16 protein-coding genes and 1 pseudogene are annotated in these 15,390 nt (G+C 75.5%); 7 read left to right on the top strand and 10 right to left on the bottom strand.

Annotated elements, in window-relative coordinates; all coding sequences use genetic code 11:
- Nucleotides 1-205: 205 nt before the first annotated feature.
- The 4 genes from dusB to ACH5AR_RS11725 form a co-directional block, all read right to left on the bottom strand.
- Complete coding sequence (gene dusB / locus ACH5AR_RS11740; RefSeq protein WP_396301191.1) at nucleotides 206-1,375, bottom strand: tRNA dihydrouridine synthase DusB; 1,170 nt, start codon at nucleotides 1,373-1,375, stop codon at nucleotides 206-208.
- 66 nt (nucleotides 1,376-1,441) lie between these two features.
- Nucleotides 1,442-2,284, bottom strand: a complete 843-nt coding sequence (locus ACH5AR_RS11735; RefSeq protein WP_396301190.1) for a DUF4097 family beta strand repeat-containing protein — start codon at nucleotides 2,282-2,284, stop codon at nucleotides 1,442-1,444.
- Nucleotides 2,285-2,286: 2 nt separating this feature from the next.
- Nucleotides 2,287-2,931: a response regulator gene (locus tag ACH5AR_RS11730; RefSeq protein ID WP_396301189.1), complete on the bottom strand. Its 645-nt coding sequence runs from the start codon at nucleotides 2,929-2,931 to the stop codon at nucleotides 2,287-2,289.
- Nucleotides 2,919-4,133, bottom strand: a complete 1,215-nt coding sequence (locus tag ACH5AR_RS11725) for a histidine kinase (protein ID WP_396301188.1) — start codon at nucleotides 4,131-4,133, stop codon at nucleotides 2,919-2,921. Before ACH5AR_RS11725 ends, ACH5AR_RS11730 begins: the two co-directional genes overlap by 13 nt.
- 135 nt (nucleotides 4,134-4,268) lie before the next feature.
- Here ACH5AR_RS11725 and ACH5AR_RS11720 point away from each other — a divergent pair, with 135 nt between their 5' ends.
- Both ACH5AR_RS11720 and ACH5AR_RS11715 read left to right on the top strand, forming a co-directional pair.
- Nucleotides 4,269-4,796: a hypothetical protein gene (locus ACH5AR_RS11720; protein ID WP_396301187.1), complete on the top strand. Its 528-nt coding sequence runs from the start codon at nucleotides 4,269-4,271 to the stop codon at nucleotides 4,794-4,796.
- On the top strand, nucleotides 4,793-5,179 hold the full coding sequence (locus ACH5AR_RS11715) for a hypothetical protein (RefSeq protein ID WP_396301186.1): 387 nt from the start codon (nucleotides 4,793-4,795) through the stop codon (nucleotides 5,177-5,179). Before ACH5AR_RS11720 ends, ACH5AR_RS11715 begins: the two co-directional genes overlap by 4 nt.
- Here ACH5AR_RS11715 and ACH5AR_RS11710 read toward each other — a convergent pair.
- Nucleotides 5,176-6,105: a helix-turn-helix transcriptional regulator gene (locus ACH5AR_RS11710; protein ID WP_396301185.1), complete on the bottom strand. Its 930-nt coding sequence runs from the start codon at nucleotides 6,103-6,105 to the stop codon at nucleotides 5,176-5,178. The genes ACH5AR_RS11715 and ACH5AR_RS11710 overlap by 4 nt on opposite strands.
- Before the next feature lie 93 nt (nucleotides 6,106-6,198).
- On the opposite strand from ACH5AR_RS11710, the gene ACH5AR_RS11705 reads away from it, so the two are divergent.
- Together ACH5AR_RS11705 and ACH5AR_RS11700 are read left to right on the top strand one after the other, a co-directional pair.
- Nucleotides 6,199-7,716, top strand: coding sequence for an MFS transporter (locus tag ACH5AR_RS11705; RefSeq protein ID WP_396301184.1), 1,518 nt, complete (start codon nucleotides 6,199-6,201; stop codon nucleotides 7,714-7,716).
- A 182-nt stretch (nucleotides 7,717-7,898) separates the two neighbouring features.
- Nucleotides 7,899-8,567 (top strand): annotated as a pseudogene (locus ACH5AR_RS11700) (phosphatase PAP2 family protein); the annotation flags it as partial.
- 114 nt (nucleotides 8,568-8,681) lie between these two features.
- On the opposite strand, the gene ACH5AR_RS11695 reads toward ACH5AR_RS11700, so the two are convergent.
- Together ACH5AR_RS11695 and ACH5AR_RS11690 are read right to left on the bottom strand one after the other, a co-directional pair.
- Nucleotides 8,682-9,386, bottom strand: coding sequence for a response regulator (locus tag ACH5AR_RS11695; RefSeq protein ID WP_396301183.1), 705 nt, complete (start codon nucleotides 9,384-9,386; stop codon nucleotides 8,682-8,684).
- 61 nt (nucleotides 9,387-9,447) lie between these two features.
- Nucleotides 9,448-10,866 carry a sensor histidine kinase gene (locus tag ACH5AR_RS11690; RefSeq protein WP_396301182.1) on the bottom strand — a complete coding sequence of 473 codons (1,419 nt, stop codon included), beginning with the start codon at nucleotides 10,864-10,866 and terminating at the stop codon, nucleotides 9,448-9,450.
- Nucleotides 10,867-11,110: 244 nt separating this feature from the next.
- On the opposite strand from ACH5AR_RS11690, the gene ACH5AR_RS11685 reads away from it, so the two are divergent.
- Nucleotides 11,111-11,344 carry a hypothetical protein gene (locus tag ACH5AR_RS11685; RefSeq protein WP_396301181.1) on the top strand — a complete coding sequence of 78 codons (234 nt, stop codon included), beginning with the start codon at nucleotides 11,111-11,113 and terminating at the stop codon, nucleotides 11,342-11,344.
- 24 nt (nucleotides 11,345-11,368) lie between these two features.
- Here ACH5AR_RS11685 and ACH5AR_RS11680 read toward each other — a convergent pair whose 3' ends face one another.
- Together ACH5AR_RS11680 and ACH5AR_RS11675 are read right to left on the bottom strand one after the other, a co-directional pair.
- Nucleotides 11,369-12,493 (bottom strand): serine hydrolase domain-containing protein, encoded by a 1,125-nt coding sequence (locus ACH5AR_RS11680; RefSeq protein WP_396301365.1) that lies wholly within the window; start codon nucleotides 12,491-12,493, stop codon nucleotides 11,369-11,371.
- Nucleotides 12,494-12,643: 150 nt separating this feature from the next.
- Complete coding sequence (locus tag ACH5AR_RS11675; RefSeq protein ID WP_396301180.1) at nucleotides 12,644-13,090, bottom strand: Lrp/AsnC family transcriptional regulator; 447 nt, start codon at nucleotides 13,088-13,090, stop codon at nucleotides 12,644-12,646.
- A gap of 93 nt (nucleotides 13,091-13,183) precedes the next feature.
- On the opposite strand from ACH5AR_RS11675, the gene ACH5AR_RS11670 reads away from it, so the two are divergent.
- Both ACH5AR_RS11670 and ACH5AR_RS11665 read left to right on the top strand, forming a co-directional pair.
- Complete coding sequence (locus ACH5AR_RS11670) at nucleotides 13,184-14,002, top strand: LLM class flavin-dependent oxidoreductase (RefSeq protein ID WP_396301179.1); 819 nt, start codon at nucleotides 13,184-13,186, stop codon at nucleotides 14,000-14,002.
- The gene (locus ACH5AR_RS11665; protein ID WP_396301178.1) at nucleotides 13,999-14,436 is read left to right on the top strand and encodes a nucleoside deaminase; all 438 of its coding nucleotides are present in this window, start codon (nucleotides 13,999-14,001) and stop codon (nucleotides 14,434-14,436) included. Before ACH5AR_RS11670 ends, ACH5AR_RS11665 begins: the two co-directional genes overlap by 4 nt.
- 82 nt (nucleotides 14,437-14,518) lie before the next feature.
- Here the strand turns inward: ACH5AR_RS11665 and ACH5AR_RS11660 are convergent, their stop codons facing one another.
- Nucleotides 14,519-14,959, bottom strand: a complete 441-nt coding sequence (locus ACH5AR_RS11660; protein WP_396301177.1) for a hypothetical protein — start codon at nucleotides 14,957-14,959, stop codon at nucleotides 14,519-14,521.
- Nucleotides 14,960-15,390: the final 431 nt, after the last annotated feature.

Below are 15,390 nucleotides of genomic sequence, written 5' to 3'. Positions count from 1 at the left end.
CCCCCGCCGCATGTGGCAAGCGTCACCAGCGCATCCCACCGGTCGGACGTAGGGCGCCTGCGCCAATCGTCGCACTACGTCCGCACTCGTGCCCGCTGAGTGACCTCGGACTGACGAAAAGGAGCCCTCTTGGCCAGGATGGACAAGAGGGCCAGGACTCGGCGGCCATCGACCCGAACGGGCCGATTTCGCCAGGTCGTACAGATCAGCCGCCAGAGGTGTCCGATTCGGCGTCGACGCCGGGTCGGGCGCAGTCGTACGGATCGTCCAACCAGCCGTCCGGCAGGACCACCCGGTTGTTGCCGCTGGTCCGTCCGCGCGGGCCGTCCGCGCCCTCCGGCCAGCCCTGGGACTGCTCCACCTGGGAGAGGGTCTCGGCCAGTTCGGCCAGCGAGGAGGAGCCGGCCAGCCGCACCCGCAGCTCGGAGCCGACCGAGAAGCCCTTGGTGTACCAGGCGACGTGCTTGCGGAAGTCGACCACGCCGCGGGTCTCGTCGCCCATCCACTCGCCGAGCAGCTGCGCGTGGCGCACCATCGCCGCGGCCACGTAGCCGAAGTCGGGCCGAGCGTAGTCCGCGTCGCCCTCGAAGACCGCGACCAGGTCCTTGAACAGCCACGGCCGGCCCAGGCAGCCCCGGCCCACCACCACGCCGTCGCAACCGGTCTCGCGCATCATCCGCAGCGCGTCGTCGGCCGACCAGATGTCGCCGTTGCCCAGCACCGGGATGTGCGCCGGGACGGACTCGCGCAGCCGGGCGATCGCCGACCAGTCGGCCGTCCCGCCGTAGTGCTGGGCGGCGGTGCGCCCGTGCAGGGCGATCGCAGCCACGCCCTCCTCGGCACCGATCCGGCCGGCGTCCAGGTAGGTGAGGTGGTCGTCGTCGATGCCCTTGCGCATCTTCATGGTCACCGGGAGGTCGCCCGCGTTGGCGACGGCCTCGCGCAGGATCTCGCGCAGCAGGTTGCGCTTGTACGGCAGCGCCGAGCCGCCGCCCTTGCGGGTGACCTTGGGGACGGGGCAGCCGAAGTTGAGGTCGATGTGGTCGGCCAGGCCCTCCTCGGAGATCATCCGGGCGGCCTTGCCGACGGTCTGCGGGTCGACCCCGTACAGCTGGATCGAGCGCGGCTTCTCGCTCGGGTCGAACCTGATCAGCTGCATGGTCTTGGCGTTGCGCTCGACCAGCGCCCGGGTGGTGATCATCTCCGAGACGTACAGCCCCTTGCCGCCGCTCTGCTCGCGGCACAGGGTGCGGAACGGCGCGTTGGTGATGCCGGCCATCGGCGCCAGCACGACGGGCGGCCACACCCGGATCGGGCCGATGTCGAGCGGCGCGAACTCGGTGTCGGACGCGGTGGCTGCGGGCGTGACTGTCATGCGCGGCTGACCTCGGGTGAGGGGGACGGGACTCTCCATTGTCCCCCACCCGGGTGAGCGGCCCCGCTACGGAGCCGAGGACGCCGGGGCGGGCGGCGAGGCGGACGGGGCCGGGGAGGCCGCGGGCGGCGGCGCGAACGCCGACGGGAGGACGGTCACCGCCCCGGAGGTGACCGCGGTGTGCACCCGGTTCGGGCTGGACGAGTCCGCCAGCGCCGGGTCGATCCGGCCGCTGCCGCTGCCGATCTCGCTGGAGACGGCGTACCGGCTGTCCTTCGGCAGGAACAGCGCCACCGACCCCGAGGTGGCCGTGGCCTCCACCTCGTGCGGGGGCCTCGCGAAGGCCAGCTCCACCGCGCCCGAGGTGAGCTGCGCCGACACCCGCGGGGCCGCCAGGCCGGTGCCCCGCACCAGACCGGAGGTGCCGTGCACCGACACCTCCCCGGAGGTGTCGGAGAGTACCAGCTGCCCGGAGGTCAGCTCCATCCGCACGTCCCCGCTCATCCCCTCCAGCTGGACGGAGCCGGTGCCCACCGAACCCGACACCTCCGTCCCGGCCGGCACCTCCAGGTCGATCTCCGCCCCGCAGCCGACCTCCGCGAACGGCAGCACCAGGCGGCAGTGCATCCCGACGGTGAGCACGTCCCCCTCGAAGACGGTGGAGAGCACCGGCTTGCGCAGCAGCCAGTCCAGGCGCTGGCGGACCACCACGTGGCCCTCCTGGCCGGCCCGGACCCGGACCGACGCGTTGCCGGTCTCCAGCCGGAGCCGGTGGACCACCACGTCGTACGGCCGGGTGGAGTCGGTGCGCTGCTGCACCGCCATCGACCAGGTCTGGAGCCCGGCGACGAGCACGACGAGGACGATCGCGAGCGTCCCGGTGATCCGCCAGGCCTTCGCCGCCCCCACTGCTACCCGACCTCCAGGAAGCGCAGCACCGCCATCACCCGGCGGTGGCTGTCCTCGGCCTGCGGCAGGTCGAGCTTGGTGAAGATCGAGTTGATGTGCTTGGCCACCGCGCTGTCGCTGACCACCAGCGCACCGGCGATCGCGGCGTTGGAGCGGCCCTCCGCCATCAGGGCGAGCACGTCGCGCTCGCGCGGGGTCAGCTTCTCCAGCGGGTCCCGGTGGCGGCGCACCAGCAGCTGGGCGACCACCTCCGGGTCCAGCGCGGTGCCGCCCTCGGCGACCCGCTGGAGCGCGTCCACGAAGTCGTCGACGTTGGCCACCCGCTGCTTGAGCAGGTAGCCCACGCCGCTGGTGTTGGTCGCCAGCAGGTCCGCGGCGTAGCGCTCCTCCACGTACTGGGAGAGCAGCAGCACGGCGGTGTCCGGCCACTGCCGGCGGATCACCATCGCCGCCTTCACCCCCTCGTCGCTGAAGCCGGGGGGCATCCGGACGTCGGCCACCACCACCTTCGGGCGGTGCTCCTCGACGGCGGCCAGCAGCTCGGTGGCGTCCCCGACCGCGGCCACGACCTCGAAGCCCACCGCCTCCAGGACCTTGACCAGGCCGACCCTCAGCAGGACCGAGTCCTCGGCGATCACAGCACGCACGGCAACTCCACGGTGATGGTGGTGGGGCCCCCGAGGGGGCTGAGAACGGACAGCGTGCCGTCGACCGAGGCGGCGCGCTTGCGCAGCCCGGTGAGCCCGGTGCCGCGCGAGGCGTCCGCGCCGCCCACGCCGTCGTCGCTGATGACCAGGCGCAGCCGGCCGCCGGCCGTCCGCACCGAGAGGTCGACCTGGCGGGCCCTGGCGTGCTTGGCCACGTTGGTGAGCGCCTCGGAGACGGTGAAGTAGGCGACCGCCTCGACCGTCGGGACGACCCGTTCGGAGAGGTCCACCTCCAGGCGCACCGGGAGCGGGGCGCGGGCCGCGATGCCGGACAGCGCCGCGTCCAGACCGCGGTCCTCCAGGACGGCGGGGTGCAGGCCGCGGACCAGGTCGCGCAGCTCGTCGATGGCCGCCTGGGCCTCCTCGTGCGCGTCGACGATCACCTGCATCACCTCGGGCGGCACGTCCTTGAGGGTGCGCCGGGCCAGGCCCAGGTTCATCGCGAGGGAGGTCAGCCGCTGCTGGGTGCCGTCGTGCAGGTCGCGCTCGATCCGGCGGCGCTCGGCGTCCACCGCGTCGACCAGCCCGGCCCGGCTCTCGGCGATCTCCTCGACCCGCCGCTCCAGCGCCTCCGCCCGGTCCGGGCCGAGCAGCCGCCGGGCCGCCCACACCTCCAGCGCGGCCAGCTGGGTGCCCGCCGGGGAGAGCGCCGCCAGCAGCAGCACCCCGCCGAGGGTGAGCAGGAGGTCCTGGCCGGCCAGGCCGGAGCGCAGGCCGGTCCCGGCGGGCAGCAGCCAGACCCAGCCGTACACGGTGGCCAGCACCGCCCCGGCCGCCCAGGCGTACAGCACCGCCAGCGCGCCCACCGCGAGCAGCGGGCCGACCACCAGGTGGTAGAGGACCTGGCGCCAGGTCATCCCGAGCAGCCAGCGCCGGCGCCCCGTCGGCGGGCGCAGCGGCGGCACCTCCACCCCGTGCAGGGCGCGCAGCCGGCCGCGCTGGACGGCGGTCAGCGGGTGGGTGCCGGCCAGGACGGCGGCGATCACCGGGAAGAGCAGGGACGGCGTGGTGACGGCCAGCCAGACCGGCAGGGCCACGGGTATGCCGGCGGCGGTGAAGCGGACGTCCCGCCAGACCCCGGGCGACCACGGCGGGCGCCCGAGGCTCCTGGCGAGCGCTCGGCGCAACGTGGTGGAGGGCATGGCCGACAGCGTAGGGCCCGGTGATCACGAGCCGCCATGAAGGGGGGTTCCCGGTGGGGGTGTAGCTGGCTACACCCCCGATTCGGTGTGGGGCACCACCGACAGGAGGCGGGCCCGGGCGGAAGGCTTGGGGGCATGACGAGCACCGCACCGCACTCCGCCACTCCGCCGCACGGACGGCGCCCCGACACCCGGGGTGCCGCGTCCGAAGGGCTGCTGTCGGAGCAGGACGCGCCGACGGAGGAGGACGCGCTGCCGGCCGGGGGCGGGCCCTGGTCGGTGCGCAGCATCGCGTCCGGCCGCGGCCGGCCCGCGCTGGAGCTCTACCAGTACGGGGAGCTGACGGACGTCCTGGTCGCCGCCCGGCTCACCCCGCACCTGCTGCGCGGGGCCCGGCACTGCCCGTCCGCCGGGCGGAGCCGGCACGTGCTGGCCTGGGGCCGGCTGGCGGCCGACGGCACCGTGCCCTCGGTGGTGTTCACCGGGCGCCGGCCGTTCCGCCGGGTGCGCGCCGCGGCCGAGGTGGCCACGGTGGCCGGCCGGTTCTGGGTCGCCTGGGCCGAGGGGCCGTTCGACGCGGTGCGGGTCGAGCACACGGCGGGCGGGGTGGCCGAACGGCTGCCGCTGGAGCGGGTCCGCGGCCGCGGCCGGGGGGCGGCGTGACGACGGCCGTCCTCACCGCCGGCCCCGCACCCGCGGACGTCCTGCCGGCGCGCTTCGCCCGGGTGCCGGCCCTGGCCGCGGTCGCGCTGCTGCCCTGGCTGGGCGTCCTCGCCGTCTGCCACGAGACCCCGTGGGTCGTGCTCGACCTCACCGAGTTCGCCGCCCTGCTCTCGCTGGACGCCCTGCTGCGCCGGCGCAGCCCCGCCGCACTGTGGGCGGGCGCGGCGGTGGCCCTGCTGCTCGCCGGGGACGCGCTGGCCGACATCGCCTGCGCCGGGCCCGGCCACGCGGTGCTCGCCGCGCTGGTCATGGCCGCCGGCGTGGAACTGCCGCTCGCCGTGCTCTGTCTGCGGCTCGGGCGGGACGCCGCGGCGCGGACCTAGGACGTGCCCCGGGGCGCTTGCTGCGCGTCCTTGCGGGGCAGCCGGTCCATCAGCGCGCGGGTCTCCTCGTCCAGCGGGGTGTAGGTGACCATCCGCGTCCCCAGCCGGGGGCTGAGCCAGAAGTTGGTGTACTCGCAGCGCAGCAGCCCGACGCCCGGCACCTGGAAGCGCTTGACCCCGTTGCCCGGCCGCATCACGTCGTGCCGCTGCCAGAGCTCCGCGAAGTCCGGCGAGGCCTTGAGCACCCGGGCCAGCAGCGCCTTCCAGGCCGGCTCCGCGCTGTGGTCGGCCATCGCCGAGCGGAACCGGGCCACGATGCCGAGGCGCTCGGTGCGGTAGTCCACCAGCACGTCGCGGAAGTGGGAGGGCGTGAACGCCATCCACATCAGGTTCCGGTCCTCGGGAGCCAGCCGGTCGAGGTCGCCGACGAACGCGGTGTACTGGGGGTTGCACGCCAGTATGTCGTAGCGGGAGTTGAGCACCACGGCCGGGTACGGCGCCAGCTGGTCCAGCAGCAGCCGCACGCTCGGGGTCACCGAGGGGCACTCCTTCACCAGGACCGGGTCGTCCGCGCCGGCCAGGGTGAACAGGTGGGCGCGCTCGCTCGGGTCCAGCAGCAGCGCCCTGGCCACCGAGTCCAGCACCTGGGCGGACACCTGGATGTCCCGCCCCTGTTCCAGCCACGTGTACCAGGTCACCCCGACCGCGGCGAGCTGCGCGACCTCCTCCCGGCGCAGCCCCGGCGTCCGTCGGCGGCCGGTCATCGGCAGGCCCACCTGCTCGGGCGCCAGCCGTTCCCGGCGGCTGCGCAGGAAGCCGGCGAGCTCGTGCCGGCGGGCTTCGGCGGGGCTGGTCCGGCGCTGTACGGCGGCCGAGGCGGCAGCCGGGCCGGTGAGGGCTTGCGCGGAGGGCGGGGCGAGGCTCATGCTCCCCAGCATGCGGCAGCCGACAGCCTGTTGCCAGGTACTTCTTATACCCGGATAACCACACTCTGGTACCAGGGTGCGGCGCGGCGGATCGTGGTGCCCGTGACCCGACCTCTCGCCGTAGCCCCCGTACCGAGCCGCACCGCCACCACCCCCGGCACCGCGGCTGCCCGTACGGCCACCGGCTCCACCGCTCCCGCCCCAACCGCTCCCTCCGCCACCCCCGGCACCGCCACCCTCGGCACCGCCGGGCTGGTCACCGTCCTGCTCGGCGCGTTCCTGCCGATGCTCGACTTCTTCATCGTCAACGTCGCCCTGCCCACCATCGACCAGGACCTGGCCGCCGGGCCCGCCGTCCTGGAACTGGTCGCCGCCGGGTACGGCATCGCCTTCGCCGTGCTGCTCGTCCTCGGCGGGCGCCTCGGCGACAGCTACGGCCGCCGCCGGCTGTTCGTCATCGGCGCCCTGGCCTTCGCCCTGACCTCGCTGGCCTGCGGCCTCGCCCCCGGCGCGTGGTCCCTGGTCGCCGCCCGGGCCGCCCAGGGCGCCTCCGCCGCACTGCTGATCCCGCAGGTGCTCGGCACCATCACCGCCGCCACCGAGGGCGCCCGGCGCGGCCGCGCGCTCAGCGTCTACGGGGCGGTCGGCGGGATCTCGGTGGTGATCGGCCAGGTGCTCGGCGGGATGATCGTCGCCGCCGACCTGTTCGGCACCGGCTGGCGCTCGGTGTTCCTGCTGAACGTGCCGTTCGCGCTGCTCGCCGCGGTGCTCGCGGTCCGCTGCGTCCCGGAGAGCAGGGCCGCCACGGCCACCCGGGTCGACGTCCCCGGCACCGTCCTGCTCACCGCCACGCTGCTCTCCCTGCTCGTCCCGCTGATGGAGGGCCGGGCCGCCGGCTGGCCGCTCTGGTCCTGGGTGCTGCTGGCACTGTTCCCCGTCCTCGCCCTCGCCTTCGGGGCCGTCGAGCGCCGCGCCGAGCGGCGCGGGGACACCCCGCTGGTGCCGCCGTCGCTGCTGCGCGTCCCGGAGATGCGGCGCGGCCTGGGCATCGCCCTGCCCTACTTCACGGGCTTCGGCGGCTTCATGTTCGTCATCGCCGTCGCCCTCCAGCAGGGCCTGCGGCTCGGCCCGGTCGCGGCCGGCTGGGCGCTCGTCCCGATGGCCGTCGGCTACTTCTCCGCCTCGCTGGCCGGCCCGCGGATGATCAGCCGGTGGGGCAGCCGGGTGCTCAGCGCGGGCGCCGTCGTGCAGGCCACCGGCCTCGCCGCCCTCGCCCTGACCGTGCTCGCCGACCCGGCGCACTTCTCCCCGCTGCGGATGGCCCCGGGCGTCGCCCTCGCCGGCATCGGGCAGGGCATGATCGGCACCCCGCTGTTCCGGGTCGTCCTCTCCACGGTGCCGGCCGCCCGGGCCGGCGTCGGCAGCGGCGTCCTCGCCACCGGCCAGCAGTCCAGCCTCGCCCTCGGCGTCGCCACCCTCGGCACCCTCTACCTCTCGCTCTCCCCCGTCCTCGGCATGGACCGCGCCCTCGCCCTGTGCCTGGGGATCCAGCTCCTCGGCTCCTTCACCATCCTCTACCTGACCACCCGGCTCCCCCGCTCCATCGGCTGACCGGGCTCGGCTCCGGCGGGGAGCCGGCGGGCGGCCCCCGCGACCGGCGGCACCGGGCGCGGGGGCCGCCCGCGCTCCGCTGCCGGGCCCTGTGACGGGTTGTCAACCCCGACCAACGTCAGGGGTGCCGCCTGACTTTCGGGTCGGGTGGAAAGGCCGCACCGGGTTCTACCGTCCGGAGCATGACGTACACGCACAGGAATGCGAGGAGGGCCGGCGCGCGAGGCGTCGCCTCCGGCTCCAGGCCCGTCCTCGCCTCGGCCGTGCTCTGCGCAGGCGCCGGGGCGGTGGCATGGCTGGCGCCTAAGCGGGGTGGCGGCGCGGGGCCGGTACGGGTGGCGGCCGGGTGGTCGGCCGAGGGGTACCGGTGGGCTGCGGAGGCTGTCGGCGACGCCCCGCACGCGGTGGCCTCGCTGGCGGCGCCGGCCACCGAGGCCGGGCTGCTGGTGCTGGGGCTGCTGCTGGCGTTCTGCTGGTGGACGGCCCGGGCCCGCGGGGCGGGCGGGGTGGTCGCGGGGGTGGCGCTGGTCGGGCTCGGCACGGTGCTGGCGTACGGCGCGAGCGAGGTGCTGAAGGTGCTCCTCGACGAGGAGCGGCCCTGCCGGGCCCTCGCCGGGCTGCCGGGCACGGCGGTCGGCGGGTGCCCGCCGCCGGGTGACTGGTCCTTCCCCAGCAACCACGCCACCCTGGCGGCCGCGCTGACGACGGGGCTGGTGCTGCTGCGCCCGCGCTGGGCGCCGCTGGTGATACCCGTCGGCGGGGCCACGGCCGCGCTGCGGGTGGCGGCCGGGGTGCACTACCCCCATGACGTGCTCGCCGGCGCCGCGCTCGGCGGTACGGTCACGGCCGCCGTGGTCCTCGCCCTGCGGCCGGCGGCCACCACCGTAGCGGCGCTGACCGCGGCGCCCCTGCTCGGGTGGCTGCTGTCGGCGCCGCCGGCACCGTCCGCCGGCGGCACGGCGGCCTCAGTCCCGCGGGCCGCCCGCGCAGGCCGCGCCGAGGGTCAGCCCGGCCTCGTGGGCGAGGACGGCGGCAGCCGCCCGGTTGGCCACCCCCAGGCGCGACAGGATGGAGCTCGCATGGGCCTTCACCGTGCCTTCCACCACTCCCAGCCGCCGCGCGATCTGACCGTTGGACAGCCCGGCGGCGATCAGCGTCAGCACGTCCCGTTCCCGGGCGGTCAGGGCGGCCACCCGGTCCCGGGCACCGGCGCGCCGGCCGGCGGGGCCGCCGGCCCCGGTGGCGGCCAGGTGGGCGACCACCCGGGCGGCCACCTTGGGTGAGAGGTAGGCCGCCCCCGCGGCCACCGCGTGCACCCCGGCGAGCAGTTCCTCGGGCTCGCCGGACTTGATCAGGAACCCGTTCGCGCCGCCGCTGAGCGCGCGCAGGATGTAGTCGTCCTCACCGAAGGTGGTCAGCATGAGTACTCCGGTGGCCAGGCCGTTGCGGCGGATCTCGGCGGCGGCGGTGATGCCGTCCGCGCCGGGCATCCGGATGTCCAGCACGGCGACGTCCGGCCGGTGGCGCCGGACCAGGTCGACGGCCTCCCGGCCGTCCCCGGTCTCGGCGACGATCTCGACGTCCGGGTCGGTGGCGAGCACCGCGCGCAGTCCCGCGCGGATCATGGGCTCGTCGTCGGCGAGCAGCACCCGGATCGGTGCGGTGGTCATCGGCGGCTCCTGTCGGTCGCTCGGTGCGGAGGTGGTACGGGGAGGCAGGCGCGGCGGGTGGTCAGGAGAGGAGCACGTCGCGCGAGACCAGGCGGGAGTCCTGGAAGCAGAGCCGGTAGGCGTCGCCGGCCCGGTCCACGAACAGTTGGGCGGTGATGGCGTAGTGCGCGCAGGAGACTCCTTCCCCCGAGGGCGGTGCGGGCGTCGAGGGCCCGCTCGGCGGGTGGTACGGCAGCCGGTGGCCCGGCAGCAGCCGCTCGACCGAGGCCTGGTCCTGCCCCACCTGGAGGGTGGCATAGACCTCCGGGTCCAGCACCGACAGGCTGACCACGTAGAACGTCCATGCTCGCAGCACCACGGTCAGCAGCACAGCCGTCGCCAGCGGGACGAGCACCACGGCGGCCAGCGTCCGGCCGGCCTTGCGCCGGGCCCGGTGCAGCTCGCGCACCGGCGACGGCGGGACGGCGGGCTCCGGCGGGACGGGCCCCGCGGCCCGGCGCGGCAGCTCGGCCACGACCTCGAAGCCGCCGTCCGGGCGGGCCCCGTGGGCGAAGGTGCCACCCGCGAGCCGGACCCGCTCGGTCAGCCCGGCCAGGCCGTGGCCGCCGCCGGCCGGACCGCCCGGCGGGGCGGCGGGCGGGGCGGAAGCACCGGTGGGCGTTGCGCCGCGCACGGTTGACGCGGGTGCCGCCGACGCCGCTCCGGGGGCGGCGGGCCCGGGCGCGGGGCCGTTGGCCACCCGCACCCGGGCGCCGTCGGCCGCGTACGCCACCTCCACGGTGACGGCCGCCCGCGGTGCGTGCTTGGCGGCGTTGGTCAGCGCCTCCTGCACCACCCGGTACGCGGCGTGCTCCGTGGTGCGCGGGAGCCCCTCCGGCTCGCCGGTGATCTCCGCGCGGACGTCCAGGCCGGCGGCGGCCGCGTCGGCGACCAGGTGCGGGATGTCCGAGTCGGCCGGCCCCCGGGCCGCGGGGGTGCCGGCCCCGCTCTCGTCCCCGTCGCGCAGGATGCCGATCACCTCGCCGAGCCGGTCGACGGCGGCGGCCGCGCCCGCCCGGATCTCCTGGGCGGCCTGCCGGTGGGGCGGGGCGAGGCCGGGGGCGAGCTTGAGCGCCCCGGCACGCAGGGCGATCAGGCTGAGGTCGTGCCCGAGGGCGTCGTGCATGTCCTGGGCGATCCTGGCCCGTTCGCGCAGGCGGGCCTGCTCGGCGATCAACCGCTGCTCGCGCTCCAACTGTTCGGCCCGCTCCCACCCGGCGCGCACCAGTTCCTGCGACTGCCGCCAGAACCGGCCCAACAGCCACGGCCCCATTCCGGTGCTCACCGCGAGCGCGACGAACCTCAGGCCCAGCACGATCCAGGAGGGCACCGATCCGACCACCAGCACCCCGGCCGACACCAGGACGGCGAAGCCCACCGCCGCCGGCCGCACCCGCTCCGTCCGCAACCCGGCCAGGAAGGAGAACCCGATCGCCGGCAACGCCCACCAGAGGCTCGTGACACCGAGCCCGACACACACCGACGCCGCCACGGGCAACGCCGCTCCACTCATCCGCATGCCCACGACCCTACGAGGGCCGCCGTCCCGGCGGATCTGTCGAAAGTCATGCCCGGGGCGGCCCCGAGCCGGCCGGCGCCGGACCGGTACGACGCACGGGGTGCCGCCGGCGGACCACCTGTGAGATAACCGTGGCACGCATCCGAACCGGGGGAAGGACGGCGGCATGGTCCTCGTCATGGTGTTCCTGCTCGTACTCGCCGGCACCGTCGCCGGTGCCACGGTCCACCTGGTGCTGCGGGACCGCGCGCGGCGGCACCGCTTCGACGACGCCGAGGGAGTGCTGATCGAACAGCACCGGACGGCCCACGCCGCGCGCATGCGGGCGACGTACTCCAGCCTGTCCGTCCACCACGGGAACGGCGTGATCGGCGACGAGGGGAACCGCCACCGCTCCTGACCGCCCGTCGGCTCCGGCGCCGCCTCAGCGGCACAAGGCGGCGTCGACCAGGTCTTCGAGGTGCCGGGTGACGGCGTAGTCGGTCGGCACCGTGGTCACCGCGAGGTGTGCGGCGCGCCCGTCCTCGGTGACGCCGCCCCGGGTCTCGTAGCCGGGGATGTCGCCGCCGTGCCCCCAGTAGACCCCGCCGCAGGACAGCGGCCGGCTGAAGACGCCCAGTCCGGCGCCCATGCCGCTGTCCCCCACCGGGACGGTGGTGCGCAACCGGGCGAGCTGGGCCGCGGGCAACAGGCGGTCCGGGACGAGCAGTTCGGTGAAGAAGCGGTTGAGGTCCGAGGCGGTGGAGACCATCTGCCCGGCCGCCCAGCCCGCCGACGGGTCCATCTCCGTGAAGTCGGTCAGCGGCCCCTCGACGGACTCCCTGCGGTAGCCGTGCGGGTGGGGCTCCCGGATCGTCCGGTCGCCCGCGGCCGGGAAGTAGGTGTGCCGCAGCCCGAGGCGCCGGACGATCCGCCGGTCGATCTCCTCGGCGAGCGGCCGGCCCGTCACCCGCTGGACGACCAGGCCCGCCACCACGTAGTCGGTGCTGCTGTAGCCGAACGTCTCCCCGGGCGCGAAGGCGGGCTTCTGCCGCAGGGCCGCGTCCAGCAGCTCCCGGGGCTCGAAGTACCGGGAGCGGAGCGAGGCCTCGTCCAGCAGCCCCTCGTAGTCGGGCAGGCCGCTGGTGTGCTGGAGGAGCTGCCGGACGGTGATGCCGCGCCCGTCGAGGCCCTCGCCGCGGACCAGGTCGGGGAGGTAGGTGTCGACGGTGGCGTCGAGGTCGACCCTGCCCTCCGCCACCAGCTGGAGCACCACGACGGCGGTGAAGGCCTTGGTGTTGCTCCCGATCCGCACCTGCCCGTCGACGGGGACCGCGGCGCCGGTGGCGAGGTCCCCCACCCCCGCGGTGTAGGTGCGGGTCCGGCCCCGCCCGTCCCGGACGGTCGCGAGCGCGGCGGGCACCCCGTCCGTGCGCACCAGGGCGTCCAGTCCCCGCTGTACGGCGTCCGGTGCGGAGGCAGCGGGCCGGGCCGAAGCGGCGGCCGACGGCGCGGACGGTGCCACGGCCGCGACGGCGCCGGCGGTCGTGAGCGCGAGGCCGAGTGCCATGTGGCGGATGCGCGAGCGACGCACGGGTCAACTCCTCTGTCGTCGTGGGGGCCGGGAGGAATCCCGGTCACGGCCGCCAGTCTGGTCACGCCGCGCACGACGGACCTCCCCCGATCGAGGGAGCGAGGGAGCGCCTCCCCTCCCCCGGCGTCAGGGCCGGGCGGGCCCGCGCAGCGGCAGCGTCCGGCTGTAGACCACGCTCGTGGTGGTGCTGCCGAAGGCGGCCAACTCGTCCACCAGGGCCTCCAGGTGCTCCATGGAGGTCGCCGCCAGCTTGAGGGTGTAGCAGTCGTCGCCGGTGGTCCGCAGGCACTCCAGGACCTCCCGCCGCTCCGCGAGCAGCCGGCGCAGCGGCTCGTGCCGGTTGCCCGGGTACTTCAGCCGGACGACGGCCAGCACCGGGTAGCCGACCTTCGCCAGGTCCACCGCCGCGTGGTAGCCGGTGACGACGCCCAGCGCCTCCAGGTTCCGCACTCGTTCGGTGGTCGCCGAGGCGCTGAGCGACACCCGCCGCCCCAGCTCGCTCAGCGAGATGCGGGCCTCCCGTTGCAGCTGCTCGATGATCGCCCAGTCGGTGTCGTCAAGGTTCACGGTCATAGCGCGAATCTACCGGGAAAACCACGGCGATCCGCTCCCCACAGAGGGAGCATTCCGTTCCGTCCGCCATGATCACGGGGATAGCCTCGATCCATGCAACTTGGCGTCAACATACCGAACTTCGGCCCGGGGACGGACCCCGGCGTGCTGCGCGAGTGGGCCCGGACGGCGCAGGGCCTCGGCTTCGACCTCCTCATGGTGTCGGACCACGTGGTGGTGACCCCGGACGTCGCCGAGCGCTACCCGGAGCCGTTCTACGAGCCGTTCACCACCCTCTCCTGGCTCGCCGCCACCGCCCCCGGCCTGCGGATCGGCACGACCGTACTCGTGCTGCCCTACCGCAACCCGCTGCTGGTGGCACGGACGGCCGGCACCCTCGACCGGCTCACCGACGGCCGGTTCGTCCTCGGGGTGGGAATCGGCTGGGCGCGCCGGGAGTTCGACGCGCTCGGCGTACCGTTCGGCGCCCGCGGCAGGCTCACCGACGAGTACCTGGCCGCGCTGCGGGAGGCCTGGGCGCAGGGGCCGGACCGCCCCGGTCACCGGCGCGTCCCGGTCTGGGTCGGCGGCCACAGCGCGGCGGCGCTGCGCCGGGCCGTCCGGTTCGGCGACGCCTGGCACCCGCTGCGGCTCCCCGTCGCCCGGATGCGGGCGGCCCTGGCCGAACACCCGCTGCCGGGCTTCGCCCCCCGCATCGCCCTGCGGCCGACGCCCGCCCCGGTCGAGGACCCGGAGCGCCCGGCCGGCGTCGGCACCGTCGACCAGATCCTCGACGACCTGCGCCGGCTGCGCGACCTCGGCGCCGGGACCGTCGTGTTCGACCCGTACCACGGCGACCCGGAGGAGACCCGCCGGCCCCACCGGGCCTGGCAGGCCCTCACCACCGTCGCCACCCAGTGGAGGAACGCATGATCACCGAAGCCGACGAGGCCCTGCTGCGCCGCGCCATCGCGATCGCCGCCCGGGCCGTCGACCTGGGCGACGCCCCGTACGGCTCCCTGCTGGCCGGCCCGGACGGCGAGGTGCTCGCCGAGGCCCACAACACCGTCCGGCGCGACGACGACATCACCGCCCACCCCGAGCTGAAGCTCGCCCGGTGGGCCGCCCGCGAACTCGCCCCGGGCACCGCCGCGCGCACCACGCTGTACACCAGCTGCCAGCCCTGCGGCATGTGCGCGGGAGCGGTCCTGCGCTCCGGCCTCGGCCGGGTCGTCTACGCCCTCTCCACGGAGCAGCTCGTCGAGCTCAACCCCGACTCGGGCGCCTGGCCGGCCGTCCCCACCGAGGGCCCGGCCCTGCCCGAGGAGGCCCGGGCCCCGGTCACGGCCTACTACCGGCCGAGCTGAGCACCAGCAGCACGCCGCGGGCCGCACGGGGGAAGGCCCGGGGACGTCAAAGCCGCTGCCGGAACCGGCGGTGCACGCCCTCCTAGACGAACAGCAGCAGGACCCAGCCGACGCCCGACAGGACGGCCGCCGACCGGCCGACCACGGCCGGCCGGCGGCCGGACCCGTCGCCCCGGGCCTGCTGGAAGGCGGCGACCAGCGGGGCGGTCGCCGCGACCGGCAGCGCGATCCCGAGCAGGAACGCGTCCGGGCGGCCGAACCCGAATCCCCCCAGCAGCAGGACGACTCCCGCGAACACCGCGGCGGGAACGACGGCGCACCCGGCGACGACGGTGGCCGCCCGGAAGCCGCGCGGGCGGGCGCAGCAGAGGGGCACGGCGCAGAGGACCACGCAGAGCGCCACGACCACGCCCGCGATCGACAGCCGAAAGCCGAACCTCGCGGAGGCGAGCAGCTGCGGCAGGGCGATCACCGCGATCACCACCCCGATCAGCCCCCGGGCGCTCGCCGGAACCGTCGCCATGCCTCTCCCCTCCCCGCTCCGGCATCCCGTGCCGGGGTCCACTGCCCCGGACACCGGCGGGACGGCCACCGGTTCCCGGACGGAGCCCCGGCCGGCGCCGCTAGGTTCTGTCCGGCCGATCTTGGGCTGTGGGAGGATGTCGTGCATGACTTGCATCCGAAGGGGCCGTGCCTCGTAGAACACCAGCTTTGCTTCGGCCGCGGGAACGCGGCTGGGGTAGACCGTGGGTGCGATATCGCGATGTCCCAGGTCTGTCGGGAGCGGCGAATGCCGCTGTCCGCGTGCTCGAACGGGAGCAATTGTCTCCGGGCATCGTGGCGGTGGCGCTGAGCGTGTGGTCCGTGCGTGTCCACGGCACGAGGCGCCGGTGGAGGCAATGGGAGGCGGAGTTCAACTGCCCTTGCTGCGGCGAGGGTTGGGCCAGGGACAAG

This window comes from Kitasatospora sp. NPDC018619 (assembly GCF_044391605.1).
In the GTDB taxonomy this organism is placed as follows: Bacteria; Actinomycetota; Actinomycetes; order Streptomycetales; family Streptomycetaceae; genus Kitasatospora.
Note: the sequence above shows the minus strand (reverse complement) of the source record. Positions and strands in the feature narration are given on the sequence as shown.

Excerpts from the sequence above, each read along its gene's own strand:
- dusB (WP_396301191.1), bottom strand. The coding sequence starts at position 1,375 with ATGACAGTCACGCCCGCAGCCACCGCGTCCGACACCGAGTTCGCGCCG.
- ACH5AR_RS11725 (WP_396301188.1), bottom strand. The coding sequence starts at position 4,133 with ATGCCCTCCACCACGTTGCGCCGAGCGCTCGCCAGGAGCCTCGGGCGC.
- ACH5AR_RS11720 (WP_396301187.1), top strand. The coding sequence starts at position 4,269 with ATGACGAGCACCGCACCGCACTCCGCCACTCCGCCGCACGGACGGCGC.
- ACH5AR_RS11710 (WP_396301185.1), bottom strand. The coding sequence starts at position 6,105 with ATGAGCCTCGCCCCGCCCTCCGCGCAAGCCCTCACCGGCCCGGCTGCC.
- ACH5AR_RS11695 (WP_396301183.1), bottom strand. The coding sequence starts at position 9,386 with ATGACCACCGCACCGATCCGGGTGCTGCTCGCCGACGACGAGCCCATG.
- ACH5AR_RS11685 (WP_396301181.1), top strand. The coding sequence starts at position 11,111 with ATGGTCCTCGTCATGGTGTTCCTGCTCGTACTCGCCGGCACCGTCGCC.
- ACH5AR_RS11680 (WP_396301365.1), bottom strand. The coding sequence starts at position 12,493 with ATGGCACTCGGCCTCGCGCTCACGACCGCCGGCGCCGTCGCGGCCGTG.
- ACH5AR_RS11675 (WP_396301180.1), bottom strand. The coding sequence starts at position 13,090 with ATGACCGTGAACCTTGACGACACCGACTGGGCGATCATCGAGCAGCTG.
- ACH5AR_RS11670 (WP_396301179.1), top strand. The coding sequence starts at position 13,184 with ATGCAACTTGGCGTCAACATACCGAACTTCGGCCCGGGGACGGACCCC.
- ACH5AR_RS11665 (WP_396301178.1), top strand. The coding sequence starts at position 13,999 with ATGATCACCGAAGCCGACGAGGCCCTGCTGCGCCGCGCCATCGCGATC.
- ACH5AR_RS11660 (WP_396301177.1), bottom strand. The coding sequence starts at position 14,959 with ATGGCGACGGTTCCGGCGAGCGCCCGGGGGCTGATCGGGGTGGTGATC.